25 protein-coding genes and 3 riboswitches are annotated in these 19750 nt (G+C 65.0%); of the genes, 20 read left to right on the forward strand and 5 right to left on the reverse strand.

From position 1 onward, the window contains the following. Positions 1-6 precede the first annotated feature (6 nt). Both ychF and HDC94_RS06465 read left to right on the forward strand, forming a co-directional pair. Positions 7-1080: a redox-regulated ATPase YchF gene (gene ychF / locus HDC94_RS06460; protein WP_179495956.1), complete on the forward strand. Its 1074-nt coding sequence runs from the start codon at positions 7-9 to the stop codon at positions 1078-1080. 136 nt (positions 1081-1216) lie between these two features. Then, positions 1217-1417, forward strand: coding sequence for a hypothetical protein (locus HDC94_RS06465; RefSeq protein ID WP_179495958.1), 201 nt, complete (start codon positions 1217-1219; stop codon positions 1415-1417). Positions 1418-1524: 107 nt separating this feature from the next. Here the strand turns inward: HDC94_RS06465 and HDC94_RS06470 are convergent, their stop codons facing one another. Then, a complete protein-coding gene (locus HDC94_RS06470; protein ID WP_179495960.1) occupies positions 1525-1755 on the reverse strand; it encodes a hypothetical protein in 231 nt (76 codons plus the stop codon). Positions 1756-1981: 226 nt separating this feature from the next. Here HDC94_RS06470 and HDC94_RS06475 point away from each other — a divergent pair, with 226 nt between their 5' ends. From HDC94_RS06475 to HDC94_RS06515, 9 genes are all read left to right on the forward strand, one after another. Continuing rightward, positions 1982-2410: a DUF4262 domain-containing protein gene (locus HDC94_RS06475; protein ID WP_218870486.1), complete on the forward strand. Its 429-nt coding sequence runs from the start codon at positions 1982-1984 to the stop codon at positions 2408-2410. Positions 2411-2438: 28 nt separating this feature from the next. Beyond that, a complete protein-coding gene (locus HDC94_RS06480; RefSeq protein WP_179495964.1) occupies positions 2439-2663 on the forward strand; it encodes a ribbon-helix-helix protein, CopG family in 225 nt (74 codons plus the stop codon). Then, positions 2660-3073 (forward strand): PIN domain nuclease, encoded by a 414-nt coding sequence (locus HDC94_RS06485; protein ID WP_308495645.1) that lies wholly within the window; start codon positions 2660-2662, stop codon positions 3071-3073. The genes HDC94_RS06480 and HDC94_RS06485 overlap by 4 nt, the downstream gene beginning before the upstream one ends. Positions 3074-3771: 698 nt before the next feature. Further along, the gene (locus HDC94_RS06490) at positions 3772-3975 is read left to right on the forward strand and encodes a ribbon-helix-helix protein, CopG family (RefSeq protein WP_179495968.1); all 204 of its coding nucleotides are present in this window, start codon (positions 3772-3774) and stop codon (positions 3973-3975) included. Continuing rightward, positions 3972-4334 carry a type II toxin-antitoxin system death-on-curing family toxin gene (locus tag HDC94_RS06495; protein WP_179495970.1) on the forward strand — a complete coding sequence of 121 codons (363 nt, stop codon included), beginning with the start codon at positions 3972-3974 and terminating at the stop codon, positions 4332-4334. Before HDC94_RS06490 ends, HDC94_RS06495 begins: the two co-directional genes overlap by 4 nt. Positions 4335-4442: 108 nt before the next feature. Continuing rightward, positions 4443-5312, forward strand: a complete 870-nt coding sequence (locus HDC94_RS06500; RefSeq protein ID WP_179495972.1) for a sensor domain-containing protein — start codon at positions 4443-4445, stop codon at positions 5310-5312. Between the two features lie 42 nt (positions 5313-5354). Continuing rightward, positions 5355-5549, forward strand: a complete 195-nt coding sequence (locus HDC94_RS06505) for a hypothetical protein (protein WP_179495974.1) — start codon at positions 5355-5357, stop codon at positions 5547-5549. A gap of 142 nt (positions 5550-5691) precedes the next feature. Next, positions 5692-6534 (forward strand): hypothetical protein, encoded by an 843-nt coding sequence (locus HDC94_RS06510; RefSeq protein ID WP_179495976.1) that lies wholly within the window; start codon positions 5692-5694, stop codon positions 6532-6534. After that, positions 6531-6983: a hypothetical protein gene (locus HDC94_RS06515; RefSeq protein WP_179495978.1), complete on the forward strand. Its 453-nt coding sequence runs from the start codon at positions 6531-6533 to the stop codon at positions 6981-6983. The genes HDC94_RS06510 and HDC94_RS06515 overlap by 4 nt, the downstream gene beginning before the upstream one ends. 11 nt (positions 6984-6994) lie before the next feature. Here HDC94_RS06515 and HDC94_RS06520 read toward each other — a convergent pair whose 3' ends face one another. Further along, positions 6995-7366 (reverse strand): DUF2834 domain-containing protein, encoded by a 372-nt coding sequence (locus HDC94_RS06520; RefSeq protein WP_179495980.1) that lies wholly within the window; start codon positions 7364-7366, stop codon positions 6995-6997. A 182-nt stretch (positions 7367-7548) separates the two neighbouring features. Here HDC94_RS06520 and HDC94_RS06525 point away from each other — a divergent pair, with 182 nt between their 5' ends. Further along, positions 7549-7986: a hypothetical protein gene (locus HDC94_RS06525; RefSeq protein WP_179495982.1), complete on the forward strand. Its 438-nt coding sequence runs from the start codon at positions 7549-7551 to the stop codon at positions 7984-7986. Positions 7987-7989: 3 nt separating this feature from the next. Here HDC94_RS06525 and HDC94_RS06530 read toward each other — a convergent pair whose 3' ends face one another. Next, positions 7990-8997, reverse strand: coding sequence for an isopenicillin N synthase family oxygenase (locus tag HDC94_RS06530; RefSeq protein WP_179495984.1), 1008 nt, complete (start codon positions 8995-8997; stop codon positions 7990-7992). A 97-nt stretch (positions 8998-9094) separates the two neighbouring features. Next, positions 9095-9157: riboswitch (guanidine-III (ykkC-III) riboswitch) on the forward strand. 11 nt (positions 9158-9168) lie between these two features. Between HDC94_RS06530 and HDC94_RS06535 the strand changes: the two genes are divergently transcribed. The 3 genes from HDC94_RS06535 (at position 9169) to HDC94_RS06545 (ending at position 10690) form a co-directional block, all read left to right on the forward strand. Then, positions 9169-9495: a multidrug efflux SMR transporter gene (locus HDC94_RS06535; RefSeq protein ID WP_179495986.1), complete on the forward strand. Its 327-nt coding sequence runs from the start codon at positions 9169-9171 to the stop codon at positions 9493-9495. Between the two features lie 22 nt (positions 9496-9517). Next, entirely contained in the window at positions 9518-10216 is a 699-nt protein-coding gene (locus tag HDC94_RS06540; RefSeq protein ID WP_179495988.1) for a class I SAM-dependent methyltransferase, read from the forward strand. 66 nt (positions 10217-10282) lie between these two features. Next, positions 10283-10690: a DUF3806 domain-containing protein gene (locus tag HDC94_RS06545; RefSeq protein ID WP_179495990.1), complete on the forward strand. Its 408-nt coding sequence runs from the start codon at positions 10283-10285 to the stop codon at positions 10688-10690. A 48-nt stretch (positions 10691-10738) separates the two neighbouring features. Here HDC94_RS06545 and HDC94_RS06550 read toward each other — a convergent pair whose 3' ends face one another. Next, positions 10739-11086 carry a LysR family transcriptional regulator gene (locus HDC94_RS06550; RefSeq protein WP_179495992.1) on the reverse strand — a complete coding sequence of 116 codons (348 nt, stop codon included), beginning with the start codon at positions 11084-11086 and terminating at the stop codon, positions 10739-10741. Positions 11087-11215: 129 nt separating this feature from the next. On the opposite strand from HDC94_RS06550, the gene HDC94_RS06555 reads away from it, so the two are divergent. The 4 genes from HDC94_RS06555 to gcvP all read left to right on the forward strand — a co-directional run bounded on the left by HDC94_RS06555 (position 11216) and on the right by gcvP (position 16842). Continuing rightward, a complete protein-coding gene (locus tag HDC94_RS06555) occupies positions 11216-12172 on the forward strand; it encodes a hypothetical protein (protein WP_179495993.1) in 957 nt (318 codons plus the stop codon). A 75-nt stretch (positions 12173-12247) separates the two neighbouring features. Continuing rightward, positions 12248-12337, forward strand: a riboswitch (glycine riboswitch). Further along, positions 12338-12433, forward strand: a riboswitch (glycine riboswitch). It begins immediately after the preceding riboswitch. A 29-nt stretch (positions 12434-12462) separates the two neighbouring features. Further along, complete coding sequence (gene gcvT / locus HDC94_RS06560) at positions 12463-13602, forward strand: glycine cleavage system aminomethyltransferase GcvT (protein ID WP_179495994.1); 1140 nt, start codon at positions 12463-12465, stop codon at positions 13600-13602. Continuing rightward, positions 13599-13970 (forward strand): glycine cleavage system protein GcvH, encoded by a 372-nt coding sequence (gene gcvH, locus HDC94_RS06565; RefSeq protein WP_179495995.1) that lies wholly within the window; start codon positions 13599-13601, stop codon positions 13968-13970. Before gcvT ends, gcvH begins: the two co-directional genes overlap by 4 nt. After that, complete coding sequence (gene gcvP, locus HDC94_RS06570) at positions 13963-16842, forward strand: aminomethyl-transferring glycine dehydrogenase (RefSeq protein WP_179495996.1); 2880 nt, start codon at positions 13963-13965, stop codon at positions 16840-16842. Before gcvH ends, gcvP begins: the two co-directional genes overlap by 8 nt. A gap of 113 nt (positions 16843-16955) precedes the next feature. Here gcvP and HDC94_RS06575 read toward each other — a convergent pair whose 3' ends face one another. Beyond that, entirely contained in the window at positions 16956-17750 is a 795-nt protein-coding gene (locus HDC94_RS06575) for a CPBP family intramembrane glutamic endopeptidase (protein ID WP_218870778.1), read from the reverse strand. A gap of 334 nt (positions 17751-18084) precedes the next feature. Between HDC94_RS06575 and HDC94_RS06580 the strand changes: the two genes are divergently transcribed. Continuing rightward, entirely contained in the window at positions 18085-19695 is a 1611-nt protein-coding gene (locus HDC94_RS06580; protein WP_179495998.1) for an ABC transporter substrate-binding protein, read from the forward strand. The last annotated feature ends 55 nt before the right edge of the window (positions 19696-19750 follow it).

The following is a 19750-nucleotide window of genomic DNA, read 5'->3' on the forward strand; positions in this document are numbered from 1 at the left end:
GGGACCGTGGCTCTTACTATTGCGATCGTCGGACTGCCCAATGTCGGCAAGTCCACCCTGTTCAACGCGCTCACCCGCAACACCGTGCTCGCGGCGAACTACCCGTTCGCCACGATCGAGCCCAACGTGGGAGTCGTCAACCTTCCCGACCCGCGGCTGCAGGTGCTCGCCGACCTCTTCGGGAGCGAACGCATCCTCCCAGCACCCGTGTCTTTCGTCGACATCGCCGGCATCGTCAAGGGTGCGAGCGAGGGGGAGGGGCTCGGCAATAAGTTCCTCGCCAACATCCGTGAGGCCGATGCGATCGCGCAGGTCATCCGCGGCTTCAGCGACCCCGACGTTGTGCACGTCGATGGACGCGTGGATGCGGCATCCGACATGGAGACCATCAACACTGAGCTGATCCTCGCCGACCTGCAGACTCTCGAGAAGGCCATCGGCCGGTACGAGAAGGAGGTCAAGGCGAAGAAGCTCGAGCCGATCGTTCTCGAGACCGCGCTCGCGGCCCAGAAAGTCCTCAACGACGGCACGCCCTTGTCCGCCTCGAAGGTCGATGTCGAGCCCATCCGCGAACTCGGGCTGCTCACGTCGAAGCCTTTTATCTACGTCTTCAACGTGGACGACGACGTGCTGGGGGATGACGCGGCAAAGGCGAAGCTCGCCGCCCTCGTCGCGCCGGCCAAGGCCGTCTTCCTCGACGCCAAGCTCGAGTCCGAGCTCATCGACCTGGAGCCCGAGGATGCAGCGGAGCTCCTCTCCTCCACAGGCCAGACCGAGTCCGGCCTCGACCAGCTCGCACGCATCGGGTTCGACACGCTCGGACTGCAGACGTACCTGACCGCTGGGCCGAAGGAGGCCCGCGCGTGGACGATCGGCAAGGGCTGGAAGGCGCCACAAGCGGCCGGTGTCATCCACACGGACTTCGAGAAGGGCTTCATCAAGGCCGAGGTCATCGGCTTCGACGACCTCGTGGAGACAGGCTCCATTGCCGAGGCCCGCGCCAAGGGCAAAGCCCGCATCGAGGGCAAGGACTACGTCATGCAGGACGGCGACGTGGTCGAGTTCAGGTTCAACAACTAGGTATGGGGCTGAGGTCGAGTCAGCGGCAAGGAAGCGTCGCCCGGGGCTGGACATGGCCGCTTCACCTCAGCTCCAACGCGAAATGCGACAGGACGGCCTCGTGGTCGAGTTCGGGTTCAACAACTAGCGTTGTGTGATGGAGCAGCCCACATCTCGTCCTCCAGTCGCCTTTTTCGTTGTCGCCATCGCCTCGGCGCTCATCGGCCTCGTTGGGGCAGTGCTCTCGCTCGTGACAGACGAGAAATGGCCCCTGTTCATCGCGATCCTGGGCCTCGCCGTGGTTCTCGTGTCCCTGTTTGTCCTCATGGTTCGGCGAGCCAGTGGGCGTTGGATGTAAGGTGCCATCGATCGTGAAGGGACGGTCCTTCGGGCTGCGTCTGACACCGCAGCTGGCTCGGTCTCTGAGTGACGGAACCCTGTGGAGTTCGAGTTTTTCGTCTGTTTTCAGCTGTATCTCGGCGGTTCGATGCCAGTGACCTGAGTTCTCCACCGCTTGAGAACGGCCGACAGGTCACGGGTCGCGTCGATCTCGCCAGCGCCTTCAGCGGCTTCGACACTCTCAGCAAGACGCTGGAAAACCTGCTCTGCCGTGACTCCGGACCAACGCGCTGGAGCGTCGTACGCGTCGTCGCGAAGGTCCCAGAACTCGTCACTGAGGCGGCGCGGAGTAGTCATGAGGTGAGTACAGCACGGACAGCGGAGAGTCTCACCTGCGTAGCGGAGACGCCCATTATCTGAGCGGTGAAGCTGGGACCATCCTCTCCTCCATGCGCAGGAGAGGATGCGTTCGTTCCCCAGACTCGTCACCCTCTCATCGGCGGTGTGACAGCACGAATACCGTCTTCCCATGAATACGGAATGGGACGCTGAGACCTTGGCGTGGCTGGACGAACAAGATCGGATGACTACACAGATCGTTCGGCGTCATGGCTGGGCCGTGCAATATGTCAGCGGAGAGGGCACCGCACCTCCGTTCGCCTACACCGTCGGCCTCTTCGGGCTCAATCATCCGGAGCTCATCGTCTTCGGGCTCGACTACTCGTCGTCGCTCGCTCTTCTGAACTACATGGGCTCGAAAGTCAAGGAGAACAGGGACTTCTCACCCGGTGAAGTCATCGCCTGGGAGGGCACCGACACTCGTGTGCGGATCGACGCGCTACCGCGCCCAGCCGAGCTGCTCTTTGCGGCAAACCGCTACTTCCAGCGCCCCGACGAAGCATCCGTTCCCGCGCTTCAACTGACGTGGGATATTGATGGCGCCTTTCCGGGTGAACCCGGCTACTCGAAGCCCGACTGGCTTCAGCCGCGTCCAGGTGCAGCACGCCAGTGATATCGTGATAGCACCGGAAGGGGTGGTCGTGACCAACGTGTTGATTCGCGGCCTGAGTGACGCCGCTGTCGAGCGAATCGACGCAGAAGCGGCGGCGCTGGGGCTGTCGCGAAATGAGTTCCTGCGTCGTCGACTCGAGAGGGAAGCCTCTGTGTCGGTTGCTGCCACGGTCACCGCTGAGGACTGGACTCGATCTGCTGAGATCTTCGCTGACCTCGCTGACCCAGAGACCATGGATGCCGCTTGGCAGTGACACGCTGGCTCATCGACAAGTCCGCCTACGTTCGGATGCAGGCGGGGCAAGCGGCAAATATTGCCGAGTGGAACGCGCGAATCGAGCGCGGCCTGGTCCGGTTGTCGACCGTGACGAGGCTGGAACTCGGATTCTCTGCGCGTTCGGGTGGGGCCGGTCGTGAAGCGTTCGCCCTACCGCCGCTGTCGCTCATGCCCATCGAACACCTGAGCCCTGCGATGGAGGATCGTGCGTTTGAGATCCAGATGCTGCTCGCCGATCGCGGACAGCATCGCGCGCCCTCTATTCCCGATCTCCTCGTCGCTGCAACTGCTGAGAAGGCCGGGCTGACGGTGCTCGCCATTGACAAGGGCTTCGAACTGATCGCCCAGCTCACAGGTCAGCCCATAGAAACGTTGGCGCTACGGTGACGGATCCGAGTTCGGCAGAGGCGGTTCTGCGCCATACGCTGCCGAGTAACGTGGACTCATGGAGCAGCCCACATCTCGTCCTCCAGTCGCTTTTTCTGTTGTCGCTATCGCCTCAGCGCTCATCGGCCTCGTTGGCGCGGTGCTCTCGCTGGTGACAGATGAGAAATGGCCCCTGTTCGTCGCAATTGTGGGCCTCGCTGTGACTCTCGTGTGCCTGTTTGTCCTCCTGGTTCGGCGAGCCAGTGGGCGTTGGATGTAGTCGCGACCGATCGTGGCGCGAGACGCGTAGCCCTTGGGTAGAGTGCCGACATGGAAGCGCGGAGATGACTGCTGAATCGCGGCACTTGCCGGGCAACCCTGGGCCCCTATATCTAGCGAAAGGCACGGTTCTTCGGGCCGCGTCCGACACCACCCTCGAAGGTCTGGTTCACTGGCGAGCGCCTCTTACGTCGGGGTTCCGTACCGTCGTACCACGCGGGACAGCGATCGAAGTGGACGAAAGCACTCAGCCAGGGGCTCGGGTCACTCACTGCAAACTCGTCGACTCGACCTTGGAACCGATGCTCGTCGAGGCCCGAGAGCTCAACTCCTCCAAGTTCGACGGTTACACGATCCTGCTGCCTCATGACCGTGTTGGAGAGATCTGGGTGCCCACGGATCGAGAGCTTCCTGTGATACCAGAGTGATACCATCCGTGTATGGCGATGACACTGCGGCTGAGCGATGAGATGGACCGCGAGCTGGCGAAGCTCGCGGAGGCGACCGGCGTCAGCAAGCACGAAGCAGTCGTGCGTGCGATCGCTGAGTCCGCGGAGCGCCGGCTTCACCAGGATCGTGTCGGCGCGGCATCCGCTCAAGGTCGCGAAAAGTACGCCGACCTACTCGCTCGACTCGCTGAATGATCTACCTCGAGCTTGAGGACCTGCTCGCGCTGTGCCGCGACCTCGGTGATCTACCGGTACGCGACCTCGGGTTGCTCGAAGCGGCCGCGAGAAGGCCGGCAACGACCCTGTTCGGTAATGAGGCGTACCCCAGCATCTTCGAGAAGGGCGCGGTTCTCCTCGAGTCGATCACCCGAAACCATGCCCTCGTCGACGGGAACAAGCGGCTCGGCTGGCTTTCGATGTATGTCTTCCTCGCGATAAACGGCCACGACCTCGACGCTCCGGATGACGCGGCATACGAACTCGTCATCGCAGTCGCAACAGGCGAACTCGACCACAAGGCCGCGGCAGCGATCCTGCAGGGCTGGGTGCGCTGACGCGGTCACACGTTGGATGCTGAGTCGGTTTGTGAGGTGCAGCTGCGGGTCGTTCCGATTCGATAACTAAGCCGACAGCGGTCCCGTCGTCGCCGCCAAGATAGTCGCATGAGCGATACCGCCACGGAGCCCCAACCGCCCACCAGGCGGGGACTGAAGCGGTGGGGGTGGGCGCTGATTGCATTCGCGGCGCTTGTTGTTCTCTCCCTCCCGATCCTCGGCTTTTTCGCCTATGTCAGCCATAGCGTGAGCGAGACCAGCCCGGACCAGCCGTTCGTTGAGGGTCCTGCACAGCAGCCGGATGCGGCATCACCCCTGGTATGTCCCGAACGGTGCTTCGAGCTTGACGCCGCGACGCTCTTGGCCGTGTCCGCCGAGGACGTTTCCTCGCTGTCGATAGAGGATGAGCGCTATTCCGTAGGCGCATTCGAGCCGAGCACGGTGGCCGCTGTCGCGCCGAACACGGGAGAGGGATGGCTCGCAGCGGGCGGCGACGAAGAATGCGCGTTCGTCCCCGCCAATGCGCCGTTCATCGCTGCCGGACCCGACAGCAGCTCAGAGGACGGGATCATGTGGATTCAGACCTGGGAGACCGGCGACGAGGTTGCGGATATCGCGGCGCGTGTCTTCCCGACGAGCGAGGATGCGGCCGCGTTCGTGCGCGACCTTCACGAGCGTGTGTCGGCGTGCCCTTGGCAAGATCTCGCCGTGCCAACGGCGGGCGGCCTCGACACGAGCCTGGTGCAGATCACTGCTCAGGCTGCCATATCCGTGCCGAGCGACGTTGCCGCGGTGGGGTGGGTTCGCGAGGGTGAACCGGGTCCGCGCTGGCGATCGTATGTGTGGGACCTGCAGCGCGGAAACCTTGTTGTCCAGGTGCGAGTGCTGACGGATGGCCGCATTCTCGAGCAGCAGACAGCGGCGTTCGCCGAACTGGTGGCCGAACGGTTGGCCGAGTTGCAAGCTGCAACACTCTGACAGCCGCTCGACCAGGCTGTGCCTCGCCGATAGAGTGCCGCCATGGAAACTGAGTCGCAGATGGGTCCTACGCGATACCGCATCTACATGATCCTCGGTCTGGTGACGTCACTTCTGCTTGTTGGAGTCGGCATCTGGGGGATCGTCGGGAGCAACGAGCCGATCCTCGGATGGGTCATGCTCATTGCGGGCATCGCCATCACGGGTGTCTCGATCGTGCAGTTGCGTCGCGCCTGACAGATCGCGTGTAGCAGTGGGCGACTGGCCCCGGCTATTCGCTATGGTCGAAGACATGGGGGCCGAGCTGACTACGTGGCGGCCGACCCCGGTCGAACTCGGCGCCAATGCCTTCGGCGGATTGGTTTTTGCAGGTTTCGCTGTGGCACCTTTCGTGATTTCGCCCGAGATACCCCTCTGGGTGCTCGCGATTACCGGTCCCATTGGAATTATGGGCCTGTGGTGGACAACCCGGTTGTGGCGCGTACGTATCGAATTCGGAGGAGAGCAGCTGAGGGTCATCGGCTATTTCTGGAATCGCACGATCGCCCGAGATCGAATCCGCTCCGTCTCGATCAACCCTGAGTTCCCCTACGTCAGATGGTCGACGGCGTCCGGGCTCGTCCTCACGACGTTCCTCACCCCAATCTCTGTCACTGGCATCGACTGGTCTTCGAGCGCAACCCGACAGCGCCGCCGTGACGTTCTCACGGAGCTCCGTTCGTGGACCGGGGTAGCTGTCGATAGTGACGAAGACGACGATCAGGAACAGCCGCCGCCCTCGGGTGAGGAGTTGCGCGTCCGCGAAGAGTTTGTGGAGGAGATCGCTGAGCTCGCACGCGCGCTGACGCGGGAGTCAGCGAGTGTGACGACGCACAGCGATTTCGGGGTTCCCGTCGCATCCATTGAGCCGACGCGCTCCGGTGCCGCGGGCATGTGGATCGTCTGCGGACACACGATCAACATCCAGGTCGATGACCCCGGTCTCTATTGGGATCTCCCGTGGAGCTTCGAGAGCAGGGCCCAGACGATGCTCATGCTTCGTGCTGTGATCGCCGGATCGGGCACTGCCACGGCGGGGCCTTACCGCCGTGCGCTTTCGCTTCGATTGTCGGATGGCACGACCCTGGACTCATCCCGGACTACAGCGCTTCGAGCCCTCGTCATCCCTGCGCCCGGCTGGAAATCGTGGGGCCGGAAGACCGCCCTCGCGCCGTACCGATGAAGCCCCCCAGCTGGCTACTCCGCGGGGTGCGGATCAGCGGCATCGTCGTGTTCGCAATCTTCTCGCTTGGAAGCGTCGTGCTCGGTGTGGTTGCGCTCGTCGATTCCTCGCGTCCAGTGATCTGGGGAACGTTCTCGGGGGAGTCCTGCATCCCGACAGCCCGCGGATGCAACAACATCGGGTCGTGGGTGAGCGATGACGGGGAGGTCCGCCTCGACGATGTGCGCCTGGATGGTTCCCGTACTCCGGTCGACTCAGTCAGGGCCGCCTATCGAGTGGGAGCCACCTTCGGGGGGGACACCATCGTGCATACCGCGGAGTGGATAGGTGGTGCGCCCTGGGCGCTGTGGTTGTTGGCGGTTGTCTGTATCGTGACCACCGTTGTGCAGATTCGGCGATTGGGCCCCGCCCGCCGGGAAGCACCTCGTCATGCGGTCGATTCGCCGTGATGGCGGGCTGATCAAGGGGCGGTGGTCCCCGAGGCCTCGCCGACCCCTGAGCGCCGGAGCGCAAGGTGCCGCTCCCGCAGCGCGAGGAACAGCGGGACCGTGAAGGCCACTGCGGTGAGGAGCGACAGGGGCACGAGCACCCAGGCACGTCGCATCCCGATCCGACGGCTCTCGACGATCACGAAGACGCTCGCGGCGGTGGCGAGCACGACGAGGTCCCACTGCAGGGATTGGGTGGCTGCGCCGTTGCTGAACCACTCGCCGAACCATGCGCTGCCTTGGGCGATTGCGAGTCCGTTGAAGGCCCACGTGATCGCGATGCCGCCGATCGAGAGGCCCAGGTACACGAGAGCGAGCGGAGTCCAACCCCGGGACAGTGACATGTCCACAGTGTGACCACTGGCAGAACCTATTTCAAGCGCAGAACTCGTGCGCGCCGCCGCCCTAGTCGTTCGGGGGTGCGCGACCTGACGCACATCGTCGCTATGTAGGTCTGAAAGCAGCGGTCTGCGTCAGTTCGGGGCCGTGGGGCACCCCGCCCGGTCCGCGGTGGTACCGTGCGGGGATGACACTGCAGCGGATCCTTGAACCCCGGCCGGCGACATCCGTACCGCGCACTATCGGGCGGATCGCTCTCGGGGCGATGCTGGCCTTCGCCGGGATGACGCACCTGACGGTCGCGCGAAAGGAGTTCCGCGCCCAGGTGCCGGAATGGGTTCCCGTCGACGAGGATCTCGTGGTCGTCGGATCCGGAATCGCCGAGATCACTCTCGGCACTGCTCTCGTCGCGCTGCCCAGACGCCGCGTGGCCGTCGGCCTCGCGGTGGCCGCATTCTTCGTAGCGATCTTCCCTGGCAACATCTCCCAGTACGTCACCCGCACGAGCGCTTTCAGGCTCAACTCCGACCGCGCCCGGTTCGTTCGCCTGTTCTTCCAGCCCGTTCTCGTGGCGTGGGCTCTCTGGGGTACCGGCGCCCTCGCCGCTGTGCGGCCCAACCGGTAGGCGCTACTCGATCAGGTCGGGGTGGTGGATCGCCGCCACGTTGGGGTGCGCGCGAAGTCGGTACCGCAGCGCATTCTCGCCGTACGTCTCGAGGATGGGGGCGTTGGTCGGATCGAGTGACAGGCCACGAGCCTCTGACCGTAGCGCCGGATCCAGCTCGAGGTGTGGCATCCGGGCATCGAGGGCGGGGTTGAAGAAGAACGGGATCGAGATCCGGTCCGTGCCTACCAGTGGTGACTCCACGCGGTGCAGCGTTGCCTTGAGGTACCCATCGGTGGCCAGTTCCAGCATCTCACCGATGTTGACGACGAAGGCGCCAGGCAGCGAAGGCGCATCGATCCACTCACTGTCGTGCTCGACCTGCAATCCGCCCTTGCCCGGCTCGACAAGAAGGAGCGTCAGGACGCCGCCATCCCGATGAGCGCCGACGCCCTGCTGGGCGACACCCTCCTCACTCGTACCCGGGTAGCGCACGATCTTGATGAGTGAGAAGGCGCGGTCCGCGAAGGCCTCGTCGAAGACATCCTCCGAGGCCCCGAGCGCCACGGCCCAGGTTCGCATGAGTCGCAAAGCCAGGGAACTCAGCTGGGAGCGCCATTCAGTGAAGGCCCTCTCGAGTTCGGGAAGTTCCGCCGGCCACAGGTTGGGCCCCTCGAGACGCCAGTAGTCGGCGTCCTTGTCGCTCACCGCGTCACGCTCCTCGCCGATGTCGATCTGCTCGCGCCAGTCGATCTCACCGTTGGTGAGCTCCTTGCCTGTGCGCGTGTAGCCCCGGAACTGGGCGCTCTTGACGTTCTCGATCGCAAGCTTCTGGTCCTCCGGCAGTGCGAAGAATCGTCTCGACACATCGAGTACCTCATCGATGAGCGGCTGAGGGATGCCGTGTCCGACGAGATAGAAGAAGCCGACGTCGTGGGTCACCTCCCGGAGTTTCGTGCGGAACGCCTCTGCGGCGTCAGTGCCCGCGTCGAGTTCGGAGAGGTCGAGGATGGGGAGCGATTCGAGAGTCACGACTCGATTCTGGCAGTCATCGGCTCGGGCGATCTGCAGGTTACGTGCCCTGCCCTCTCTGCTCCAGAACTGCACAGGTTGCCTTGTTACCGTGGGAACAGAGGCAATGACACCTCCCGGACGACGGATCAGTACCCGGAACGCGACAAGACTGGCCAAGGGAACGAAGTCATGTCGTGGTTGATCCTCATCGTGTCCGGCATCCTCGAAGCTGTCTGGGCGACAGCGCTCGGCAAGAGCGAGGGTTTCACCAAGGTCGTTCCAACGATCGTGTTCGGCGTCGCCCTCGTGGCGAGCATGGGCGGGCTGGCGTTCGCCCTCCGGGACATCCCCACCGGAACCGGATACGCGATCTGGGTCGGCATCGGCGCAGCCATCACCGTCGCCTACGCGATGATCACGGGCACCGAGCCGCTCTCGCTCGTGAAGGTTCTCCTGCTTGTCGGGCTGGTCGGATGCATCGTGGGGCTCAAACTCGTGAGCGACACCGCCCACTGAGCCCACCGAGTAGCCTGAGGGAGTGGGCCAGAGCATCGACGCGACGCTGATGCGTGACATCGTCGGGTGGGACGTCCGCACTTGGTCCAAGGCCGTCGACTTCTGGGCGACGAAACTCGACCCGAACGAAGCGCCGCTTCACGCAATGGAAGTCGGCGCAGGGCCTGGCGGTCCCTCCCTCTGGCTGGCCCTGCAGGGCCACACGGTCCTGTGCACGAACTTCCAGAACACCGAAGGGCAGGCCCGCCCGCTCCACGACCGCTACGGCGTGACCGGCATCACCTACCAGGACGTCGACGCCACGCGCATCCCCTTCGAGAACCAGTTCGATCTCATCATCTTCAAGTCGGTGCTCGGAGGTGTCGGCTCGCAGTTCGAGGCGCAGCAACGCGCGGTCGAGGGGATGCTGCGAGCCCTCAAACCCGGAGGCCGCCTGCTCTACGCCGAGAACCTGCGGAGCACCTGGCTCCACCGCGCAGCGCGCGCGATCGCGTACCGGCTGCGTCGGTCATCCTGGCGGTTCATGTCGGTCAGGGAGATGCACTCCCTGCTCGCCGGTTTTGAATCGCACGAGTTGTACACGACCGGCTCGCTCTCCCTGTTCGGAGTCACCGAAGGTCAGCGTGCGGCGCTCGCCGCGGTCGACGACGCGGTGTTCAACCGTCTGACACCGTCACGCTGGCGCTACGTGAGCTACGGCATTGCTACCAAGGCTCGCTAGACGGGGGCTGTCTTCCGTCCATCGACTGTTCACCTGCGTTCCCTAGTCTTGCGCGCGGAGCAGACGATGGAACAGACACTGAGTGACCCCAACGACAGCGAGGTCGAGTGGCTCGCCAAGCTCCTCGAGATCGCAGACGTGCTGCGTCTCGATTCGATCAGTGAAGTGTCGAGCTTCTTCGATTCCGAGCAGCGTTCCTCGAGCCCCTCTGGTCTGGACCCGAATACCGTCATCAATGTTGTGGGCGCAAAGGTCGGGGAGCTTCTCGCGAGAGAACTCGACCTCCGGTGGCAGGTGGTGACGGACGACTTCGGCACAGAGCTCGGTGTTGTTGGCGAGCCGAATTCGATCGTCATCTGTCCCATGAGCTCCGTGGGCCAGCGGTGGAAGTCCTCTGCGCCCGGAGAGATTCAGCGCTTCGTAACCTCGGCACTGTCGTCCGTCCGAGAGATTCGTGGTCGCTCGGCCGGTTGAAGCGCTCGTCGAGGTGCGGCATCCACGAAGCCTTACCGAAGGTGGGCGTCAGCGTCCCTGCCGCGGACGCCCGGGCCTGCGCTCTCCCTTGACGACCGGAGCGCGCCCCTTGCCCTTGGACGCCTTGGCCTTGCCGCCAGCCGCCCGCGTGTCGGCTGCAGCAGCCTTCGTTGAAGCGGCGAGTTGACGCTCGGCCTCCACCAGGAAGGCTTCGCCTTCTGGCGTGAGGACGGTCGAGGTGGCCGACTTGTCGAAGAGCTCGTAGCCCACCGCCGCTTCGAGGGAGCGAACGGATGCCACCACCGTCGACCGCGGAACCCCGAGCGATTTCGCGGCGTGAGCGAAGTGAAGGTGGTGTGCGGCAGCGACGAACTGCTTCAGGAGTTTGTGGTCCATGGGAGTCCTCAGGCTACTGGGGGCTCGTCACTGGTCACGGGATTTCTCAAAAGTCTCACTAGCGGTGCCGAACCTGAGAAAGTGCTGTAAAGTTCGACACATCCGCACCCTTTGCCCGAAAGGCTCGACGTGAAGTCAACCCAGGCCGTCCTCGCAGTTGCCGCTCTGAGCCTCGGACTCTCGTCCTTGGCAATTCCCGCCCACGCTGCGCCTCCGGCACTGCCCGCTGGCGACCACCTCGTCACGGCCTCGTGCAACGACGCGGATGTGACGTTCCACACTGTCGACGCGCAGACCGGTGCCGTCACTGCGGTAGGAGCCGGCAACGAGGGCTATGAGTGCGCATACCAGGGCGCGTGGGATGCCACCACCCAGACGTTCTTCGCCACCATCTGGGACGGCGGGAACGACTCGCATCTCGTGGTGTTCGACACCACCACGGGCGGTCTGACCGAGGTCGGCACCGTCGTGGACGAAGCCGACGAGCCGGTCGAGGTCTACTCGATGGTAATTGGCCTCGACGGCAAGGCGTACTTCAACGACTACGACCAGCTGTACTCCCTTGACCTTCTGACGGCGAAGGCGACCCTCTTGGGCACTCTCGACGCCGTGGAGGATTCGGCGTACGGGTTCAGCGTTGACCCGACCACAGGCAAGCTCTACCTCCTCACGCAGTCCGGTGGCCTCTTCCTCGTTGACCCTGTGGCAGTCACGGCCACGCTCGTCGGCACCTGGCCCATCTCCGAGGGCAATCACTACTCCTACGGAATCTCGATTGACCACGCGGGAACGGCCTGGGTTGTCGAGAATCCCGGTGACGAGTCCTACTCCGCGCTGTGGAGCACGCCGCTCGCCACGTTCGGCGTCGACCCCCAGCTGTCGGGCAACATCGTGAGCGCCGAGGGTGATGACCCGATCATGTGGTGGGTCGCCCTCATCTACGCGCCTGCGCCGGCGCCCGCCCCTGCACCCGAGCCTGCGCTCGCTGCCACGGGCTTCGACGCTGCCCCGCTCGCGCTTGGTGGGCTCCTGCTCGCTGCGGCGGGAGTCGTGCTGGTCGGTCGACGCTCGCGCCGCACCGCCTGACCCGCAGGGCGCAATTCACTCGGACGAAACATCCGGGTGGCTAGACTGAGCCCACAACCAAAGATCGAAGGCCGCAAACACGATGCGGGAGAGCTCGCCCCAGGGTGAGCACCGAAGGAGCAAGCCTCCCCGCCAATCTCTCAGGTCCAGTACCGCATCGAGAAGGCCACTCTGGAAAGAGCGCTGGAGTTACTCCCGCGCCGCCGATGGTGAAAGCGCTGACGCGCGAAACTCTCAGGTACCGATGACAGAGGGGGAGTTCTACCGCAGCCACCTGCCAGGAGAACTCCGTGACGACAAGTCCCCCCAAGCTCAGTCCCCTTCATCAACAGCACTCCGACGCCGGTGCCAGCTTCACCGACTTCGGAGGCTGGCAGATGCCGGTCCGATACAGCTCTGACCTCGCCGAACACCACGCTGTTCGCGCCGCCGCTGGACTGTTCGACATCTCCCACATGGCCGAGCTCAGCGTGACGGGCCCGCAGGCCGCCGAGTTCCTCGACTTCGCGCTGGCGGCCAACGTCTCCGCGCTGCCGCTCTCGAAGGCCAAGTACACGATGATCCTCGACGAGCACGGCGGGATCATCGACGACCTGATCGTCTACCAGAACGCGCCGGGCGAGTACCTCGTCGTGGCGAATGCTGGCAATCGCGTTCCCGTCGTCTCGGCGCTCGGAACGCGCATCCATGGCTTCGATGCCGCACTCACCGACGGCACCGAGGCGATCGCACTCATCGCCGTGCAGGGGCCAGCATCGCGCTCGATCCTCGAGCACACGCACGGACTCACGGCGGCTCCGGAGTCCGCCATGGGCCACACGCTCGCCACACTGCCGTACTACGCCTGCACCGGGATGCGCTTCCACGAGCGTCCCGTCCTCGTGGCCCGCACGGGCTACACGGGTGAGGACGGCTTCGAACTCTTCGTGAGCGAGGCGGATGCCGCATCCCTCTGGGCCGCTCTGGTGGAGGCCGGGCAACCGTTCGGGCTGGTGCCCTGCGGACTCGCGGCGAGGGACACCCTGCGCCTCGAGGCGGGCATGCCGCTGTACGGGCACGAGCTGTCGCTCGACGTGCAGCCCGTGCAGGTGGGTCTGGGGCGCGTCATCCCGCTGAACACCAAGTCCGTCGATTTTGTCGGGCGCGACGCCGTCGTCGCTGGCCCGAAGCCGGGAGCACGGGTGCTCGTCGGTCTTCAGTCCGAGGGCAAGCGCGCGGGTCGCGCCGACTACGCCGTGTTCCAGGGCGACACCGAGGTGGGCATCATCACCAGCGGTGCGCTCTCGCCGACCCTCGGCTATCCGATCGCGATGGCCCTCGTCGACCCCGCCGTGAGCGAGGTCGGCACCCCGCTCGACATCGACGTGCGTGGATCCCGCATCCCCGCCACCGTGGTTTCCCTGCCGTTCTACTCGAAGGAAGACAAATGACAGACCTCACCGCCCTCCAGTACACGGCAGAGCACGAATGGGTGCTCGTCGATGGCTCCGTCGCGACCGTCGGCATCACCGCGTATGCCGCTGACAAGCTCGGCGACATCGTGTACGTGGACCTACCCGCCGTGGGGTCGACCCTCGCCGAGGGGTCGATCGTGGGCGAGATCGAGTCGACGAAGTCGGTGGGCGAGCTGTTCGCGCCGGTAGGCGGCACGGTCATCGAGGTCAACGACGCCGTCACCGCCAACCCGGAGCTCGTCAACTCGGAGCCCTTCGACGGTGGATGGCTTCTGCGCGTCGAGTTCGAGTCGCTCCCGGCGCTCCTCTCCCACGACGAGTACGCGGCACTCACGAATGACTGAGGCTTTCTCCAGCCGTCACATCGGCACCGACTCCGGGGCCCAGGCCACGATGCTGGCGGCCCTCGGCTACGAATCTGTCGAGGCCCTCGTGCGCGCGGCGGTTCCCCCGGCCATCCAGTCCGCGCCCCTGGCCGAGTCGAGCATCCCGGATGCCGCGACCGAGCGTGAGGCGATCGCCGAGCTGCGCGTCCTCGCGTCGAAGAACCGCGTGCGCCGCTCCATGATCGGGCTCGGCTACTACGACACGATCACCCCAGCGGTGATCCAGCGCAACGTACTCGAGAACCCCAGCTGGTACACGGCGTACACGCCCTACCAGCCGGAGATATCCCAGGGACGGCTTGAGGCGCTCATCAACTTCCAGACGATGATCTCCGACCTCACGGGCCTCGCCACCGCGAACGCGTCCATGCTCGACGAGGGCACCGCCGTTGTCGAGGGGATGCTCCTGGCGCGCCGCGTGTCCGGCTCGGGTTCCCACGTATTCCTGGTGGATGCCGACGCCCTGCCCCAGACGAAGCGGCTTCTCGCCCACCGGGCCGAGGCCGTGGGCATCGAGTTGCGCGAGACGGCCTTCCCGCTCCCTGAGGCTCTCGAAGGATCGGACCTGCCGGAGGCCTTCGGTGCCTTCATCCAGTACCCCGGCGCGTCCGGTCGGGTCTGGGATCCTGCCGCCACCATCGCTGCCGTCAAGGAGCATGGCGGAGTGGCCATCGTCGGCGCAGACCTTCTCGCCCTCACCCTGCTCTCCTCCCCGGGCGATCTGGGCGCGGATGTCGCGGTCGGAACCTCGCAGCGCTTCGGAGTGCCCATGGGCTTCGGTGGTCCCCACGCTGGCTACATGGCCGTGCGCTCCGGGCTCGAGCGGCAGCTGCCCGGACGACTTGTCGGTGTGTCGCAGGATGCGTCGGGGCATCCCGCCTACCGCCTCTCCCTGCAGGCGCGTGAACAGCACATCCGCCGTGAGAAGGCCACGTCGAACATCTGCACAGCGCAGGTGCTGCTGGCCGTGATGGCCTCGATGTACGCGGTCTACCACGGACCGGACGGGCTTAAGCGCATCGCCCAGCACGTGCACGCGGCAACCGTGCTCGCCGCCAAGGAGCTGAGGGCGCGCGGCGTCGACGTGCACGCCGACAGCTTCTTCGACACGTTCACCGTGACGGTGAAGGATGCGCCTGCCACCGCCGCCCGTGCCCTCAGGCACGACATCCTCCTCCACGAGGTCGACGAGCACACCGTGTCGCTGTCGTTCGACGAGACGAGCGCCGAGGACCTCGAGGCCGTCCTCCCGCTGCTCTACGACATCTTCGAGGCCGGTGAGCGTGAGCCCGCGGCCGAACAGGGAGTATTCACCAAGGGCGTGCGCTGGTTCGCGCTCGACCCAGAGCGCCAGCACGAGTACCTTCCATCGCTCGCTCGCACGAGCCCGTACCTCACGCATCCCGTGTTCTCCACGCACCGCAGCGAGACCTCGATGATGCGGTACCTCAAGTACCTCGCCGACAAGGACTACGCGCTCGACCGCGGCATGATCCCGCTCGGTTCGTGCACGATGAAGCTCAACGCCGCGACCGAGATGGCCGCAGTCACGTGGCCGGAGTTCGCGGGCATCCACCCCTTCGCCCCCGAGAGTGACACCGTGGGCTACCGCACCCTCATCGAGCAGCTCGAGACCTGGCTCGCCGAGGTCACCGGGTACGACGCCGTGTCCCTGCAACCGAACGCCGGCAGCCAGGGCGAATTGGCCGGGCTCCTCGCGATTCGCGGATACCACCGCTCCCGCGGGGACGACCAGCGCACGGTGTGCCTCATCCCGTCGAGTGCCCACGGCACAAACGCGGCCAGCGCCGTGCTCGCGGGCATGCGTGTGGTCGTGGTGGCCTGCGACGACCTCGGCAACGTCGACCTCGACGACCTGCGGGCGAAGGTCGCGCTGCACGCCGACGAACTCGCCGCACTCATGATCACCTACCCGTCGACGCACGGTGTGTACGAGCACGACGTTGTCGACATCACGACCGCGGTGCACGAGGCCGGCGGGCAGGTCTACGTGGATGGTGCGAACCTCAACGCCGTGCTCGGCTACGCCCGATTCGGCGACTTCGGTGGGGATGTCTCGCACCTCAACCTGCACAAGACCTTCTGCATCCCACATGGCGGCGGTGGCCCCGGCGTGGGGCCCGTGGCCGCCAAGGCACACCTGGCGGAGTTCCTGCCGCAAGGCACCGCGAACCCCGTCAGTGCCGCCCCGTACGGGAGTGCTGGCATCCTGCCCATTTCGTGGGCGTACGTGCGGATGATGGGTGCCGAGGGACTGCAACAGGCAACGGGTGCCGCGGTCCTTGCGGCCAATTACGTCGCCGTTCGACTGCGTGAGCACTACCCGGTGCTCTACGCGGGGGACAACGGCCTCGTCGCCCACGAGTGCATCCTCGACCTGCGGCCGCTCAAGGAGGCGACGGGCATCGACAACAACGATGTCGCGAAGCGCCTCATCGACTACGGATTCCACGCGCCCACCATGTCGTTCCCCGTGGCCGGCACGCTCATGGTCGAGCCGACGGAGAGTGAGGACCTGACCGAGATCGACCGCTTCATCGACGCGATGATCGCGATCAAGGAGGAGGCGGATGCCGTGGCCGCTGGTGTCTGGCCGGCTGACGACAACCCCCTCGTGCACGCGCCCCACACCGCCCAGTCGGTCATCGAGGGCGAGTGGGACCACGCCTACTCCCGCGAGCTCGCCGTCTACCCGCTGCGCAGTCTCATTCGCACCAAGTACTGGCCGCCCGTGCGCCGCGTCGACAACGCCTGGGGCGACCGCAACCTCGTGTGCGCGTGCCCGCCCATTGAGGCGTTCGCGGACTAGCCCCACTTGTCACATCCCAAATGCAGGAAGTCTGGCTTCGTCGCACGGTGACGTGCGGGATTCGTGTGCTTCGGGCCGTCGAATCCTGCATTTGGGATGTGTGACTGAGCTGATTAGCTCGGGGTGGTGAAGAGCGCCGGGAAGGTCGCTGCGGCCCACGGGTAGCCCACGAAGATCGCGGAATCGATCACGACGTGCGCGATCACTAGGGGTAGCACGCGCCCTGTGCGCGTGTACAGCCAGCCGAACAGCACTCCCATCGCGAAGTTGCCGATGAAGGCTCCGAAGCCCTGGTACAGGTGGTAGGTGCCCCGAAGGGTGGCGCTCGCGAGGATGATCGACCACGGGCCCCACCCCAGGTCGCGCAGGCGCGCGAAGAGGTAGCCGATCACGATGACTTCCTCGGTCACGCCCGCCCGCAGCGCCGAGAGCAGCAGCACGGGAATCGTCCACCAATAGGCATCCAACCCGGCCGGGTTCACGTTGACGGTGATGCCCAGTGCGCGGCCCGCGAGGTAGACGCCGATGCCCGGGATGCCGATGGCCAGCGCGAGTCCGAGCCCCTGGAGGGTGTCGCGGCCCGGTCGGGCTCCGTCGATGCCGAGCCGGGAAAGGTGGGGTCGGGCCGCCTGCCAGAGCAGGAACGCCACGAGTGCGACGGGCACGAGGTCGAAGAAGATGCCCATGAGCTGGTAGATCAGGTCGAACCACGGTCGATCGCTCAGCGACTGGTTGATGGTCGTCGACTGGTCGGCGAGTGCCTCGTCGCGGGTGGTCCTGTTGATGATCGAGACCACGGAATAGGCTGCGGATGCACCCAGCGAGAGCCCGAGGACGAGCAGGATCTCGGCCCATGTCCTGCGCCTGGATTCGACCGCGAACGCTGCCGGATAGGGGCCGGGTTTCAGCACAACGTGCCCCAATCGTCGGGAGATCTTGTGTGGTTGGTGCAAACGCTTCCCATGTTATTCGCCGATCTATGGACGGTGTCCACAAGAGGCAAGTTGGGGACTCCTCACCTCTCGGCGAATACCGTCGCGAGGCACAATTTTGCTGCGCGCAGAGGAGTGTAAACGCTTACATTTCCGCGCCGCATGCAAGTTATTTGACACTTGATTTCCGCTAGGTAACGTTCAGCCCGGATCATTTTGGATAAATGCAACCCCCTCTTAGGGTGTCATCTATCCCGCAGGTCCCGGTGCTGGGTTTTACCGGGACCTGCTTTCTTGTTCAGGAGGAAACTTGCGTATTCCACGACTTCTCGCCATCACGGGGGCCCTCTCGGTCGCCTCTGTCCTTGCGCTGGCAGGCTGTGCCCCCAGCACCGACGGAGGCGGCGGCAGTAGCTCGTCGGCCGTTGTCACGTCCAACATCACGGAGCCGGAACACGGCCTCATCCCCGCAGACACCAACGAGGTCAGCGGCGCGCTCGCGCTGAACAACCTCTTCGCTGGCCTCGTCTACTACGAAGCAGACGGCTCGATGGCCATGGATGCCGCGGAGTCGATCGAATCCGACGACAACCAGCTCTGGACCATCAAGATCAAGGGTGACCAGACCTTCACCGACGGAACGCCGGTCACGGCGGAGTCGTTCGTGAAGGCGTGGCAGTGGGGAGCCTCGAACCCCGAGCTCCTGAACCAGTGGTGGTTCGCCAACATCGAGGGCTACTCCGCCGAGGGTGGAGAGGACACGCTCGCCCTCGAGGTCGTGGATGACACCACCTTCACCGTGCAGCTCGCTGCGCCCCAGTCGGACTTCCCGCTGAGCCTCGGCTACACGGTGTACTTCCCGCTTCCCGAGGCGTTTTTCGATGACCCCGAGGCGTTCGGTGAGGCACCGATCGGAAACGGCCCGTACATGCTCTCCGACACCGGTTGGGTGCACGATGAGCGCATCTCGCTCGTGGTCAACCCCGACTACACCGGTCCGCGCCAGCCCGCCAACGGCGGCATCGACCTCGTCATCTACGCGACCCAGGAGGCGGCGTACGCCGACCTGCTCGCCGACAACCTCGACGTCATGGACCAGGTCCCGCCGGGATCCCTCGCAACCTACGAGGCTGACCTCGGCGACCGCGCCGTGTCCCAGCCCGCAGCGGTCTTCCAGTCGTTCACCATCCAGGTGAGCCTCGACCACTTCGGCATGGACGAGGAGGGCAAGCTCCGCCGCGCCGCGATCTCGCACGCCATCAACCGCGCAGAGATCACGGACAAGATCTTCGAGGGCAGCGCGACCCCCGCGGTCGACTGGACTTCCCCCGTCATCGACGGCTGGTCCGACTCGCTCGATGGCAGTGATGTTCTGGCCTACGACCCCGATCTCGCGGCTCAGCTGTGGGCCGAGGCCGACGCTATCTCCCCGTGGTCCGGCCAGTTCGGTATCGCGTACAACGCCGACGGTGGACACCAGGCGTGGGTGGACGCAACAGCCAACTCGATCAAGAACGTGCTCGGTATCGACGCCATCGGCGTTCCGTACCCCGACTTCGCCGGTCTTCGTACCGAGGTCAACAACGACACGATCACGACCGCGTTCCGCTCGGGATGGCAGTTCGACTACCCGGGCCAGTACAACATCCTGTCGGCGCTCTACCTGACCGGTTCCGGCTCGAACGACGCTCGTTACTCGAACCCCGACTACGACGCCCTGATCAAGGAAGGCGCAAGCGCCGACTCGATCGAGGCGGCGAACGAGTCGTTCTCGCAGGCGCAGGAGATCCTCTTCCAGGACCTCCCGGCGATCCCGCTGTGGTACGGCTCGGTCAACGCCGGTTACTCGACCCTCGTGGACAACGTCGAGTTCGGCTGGGACAGCTGGCCGATCCTCTACAAGGTCACCAAGTCCGAGTAGCCCGTTCGGCTTGACGGCGAGAGTGTGGGGCAGCGCGATGCTGCCCCACACTCTC

Origin of the sequence: Leifsonia sp. AK011 (assembly GCF_013410945.1) — a bacterium.
In the GTDB taxonomy this organism is placed as follows: domain Bacteria; phylum Actinomycetota; class Actinomycetes; order Actinomycetales; family Microbacteriaceae; genus Rhodoglobus.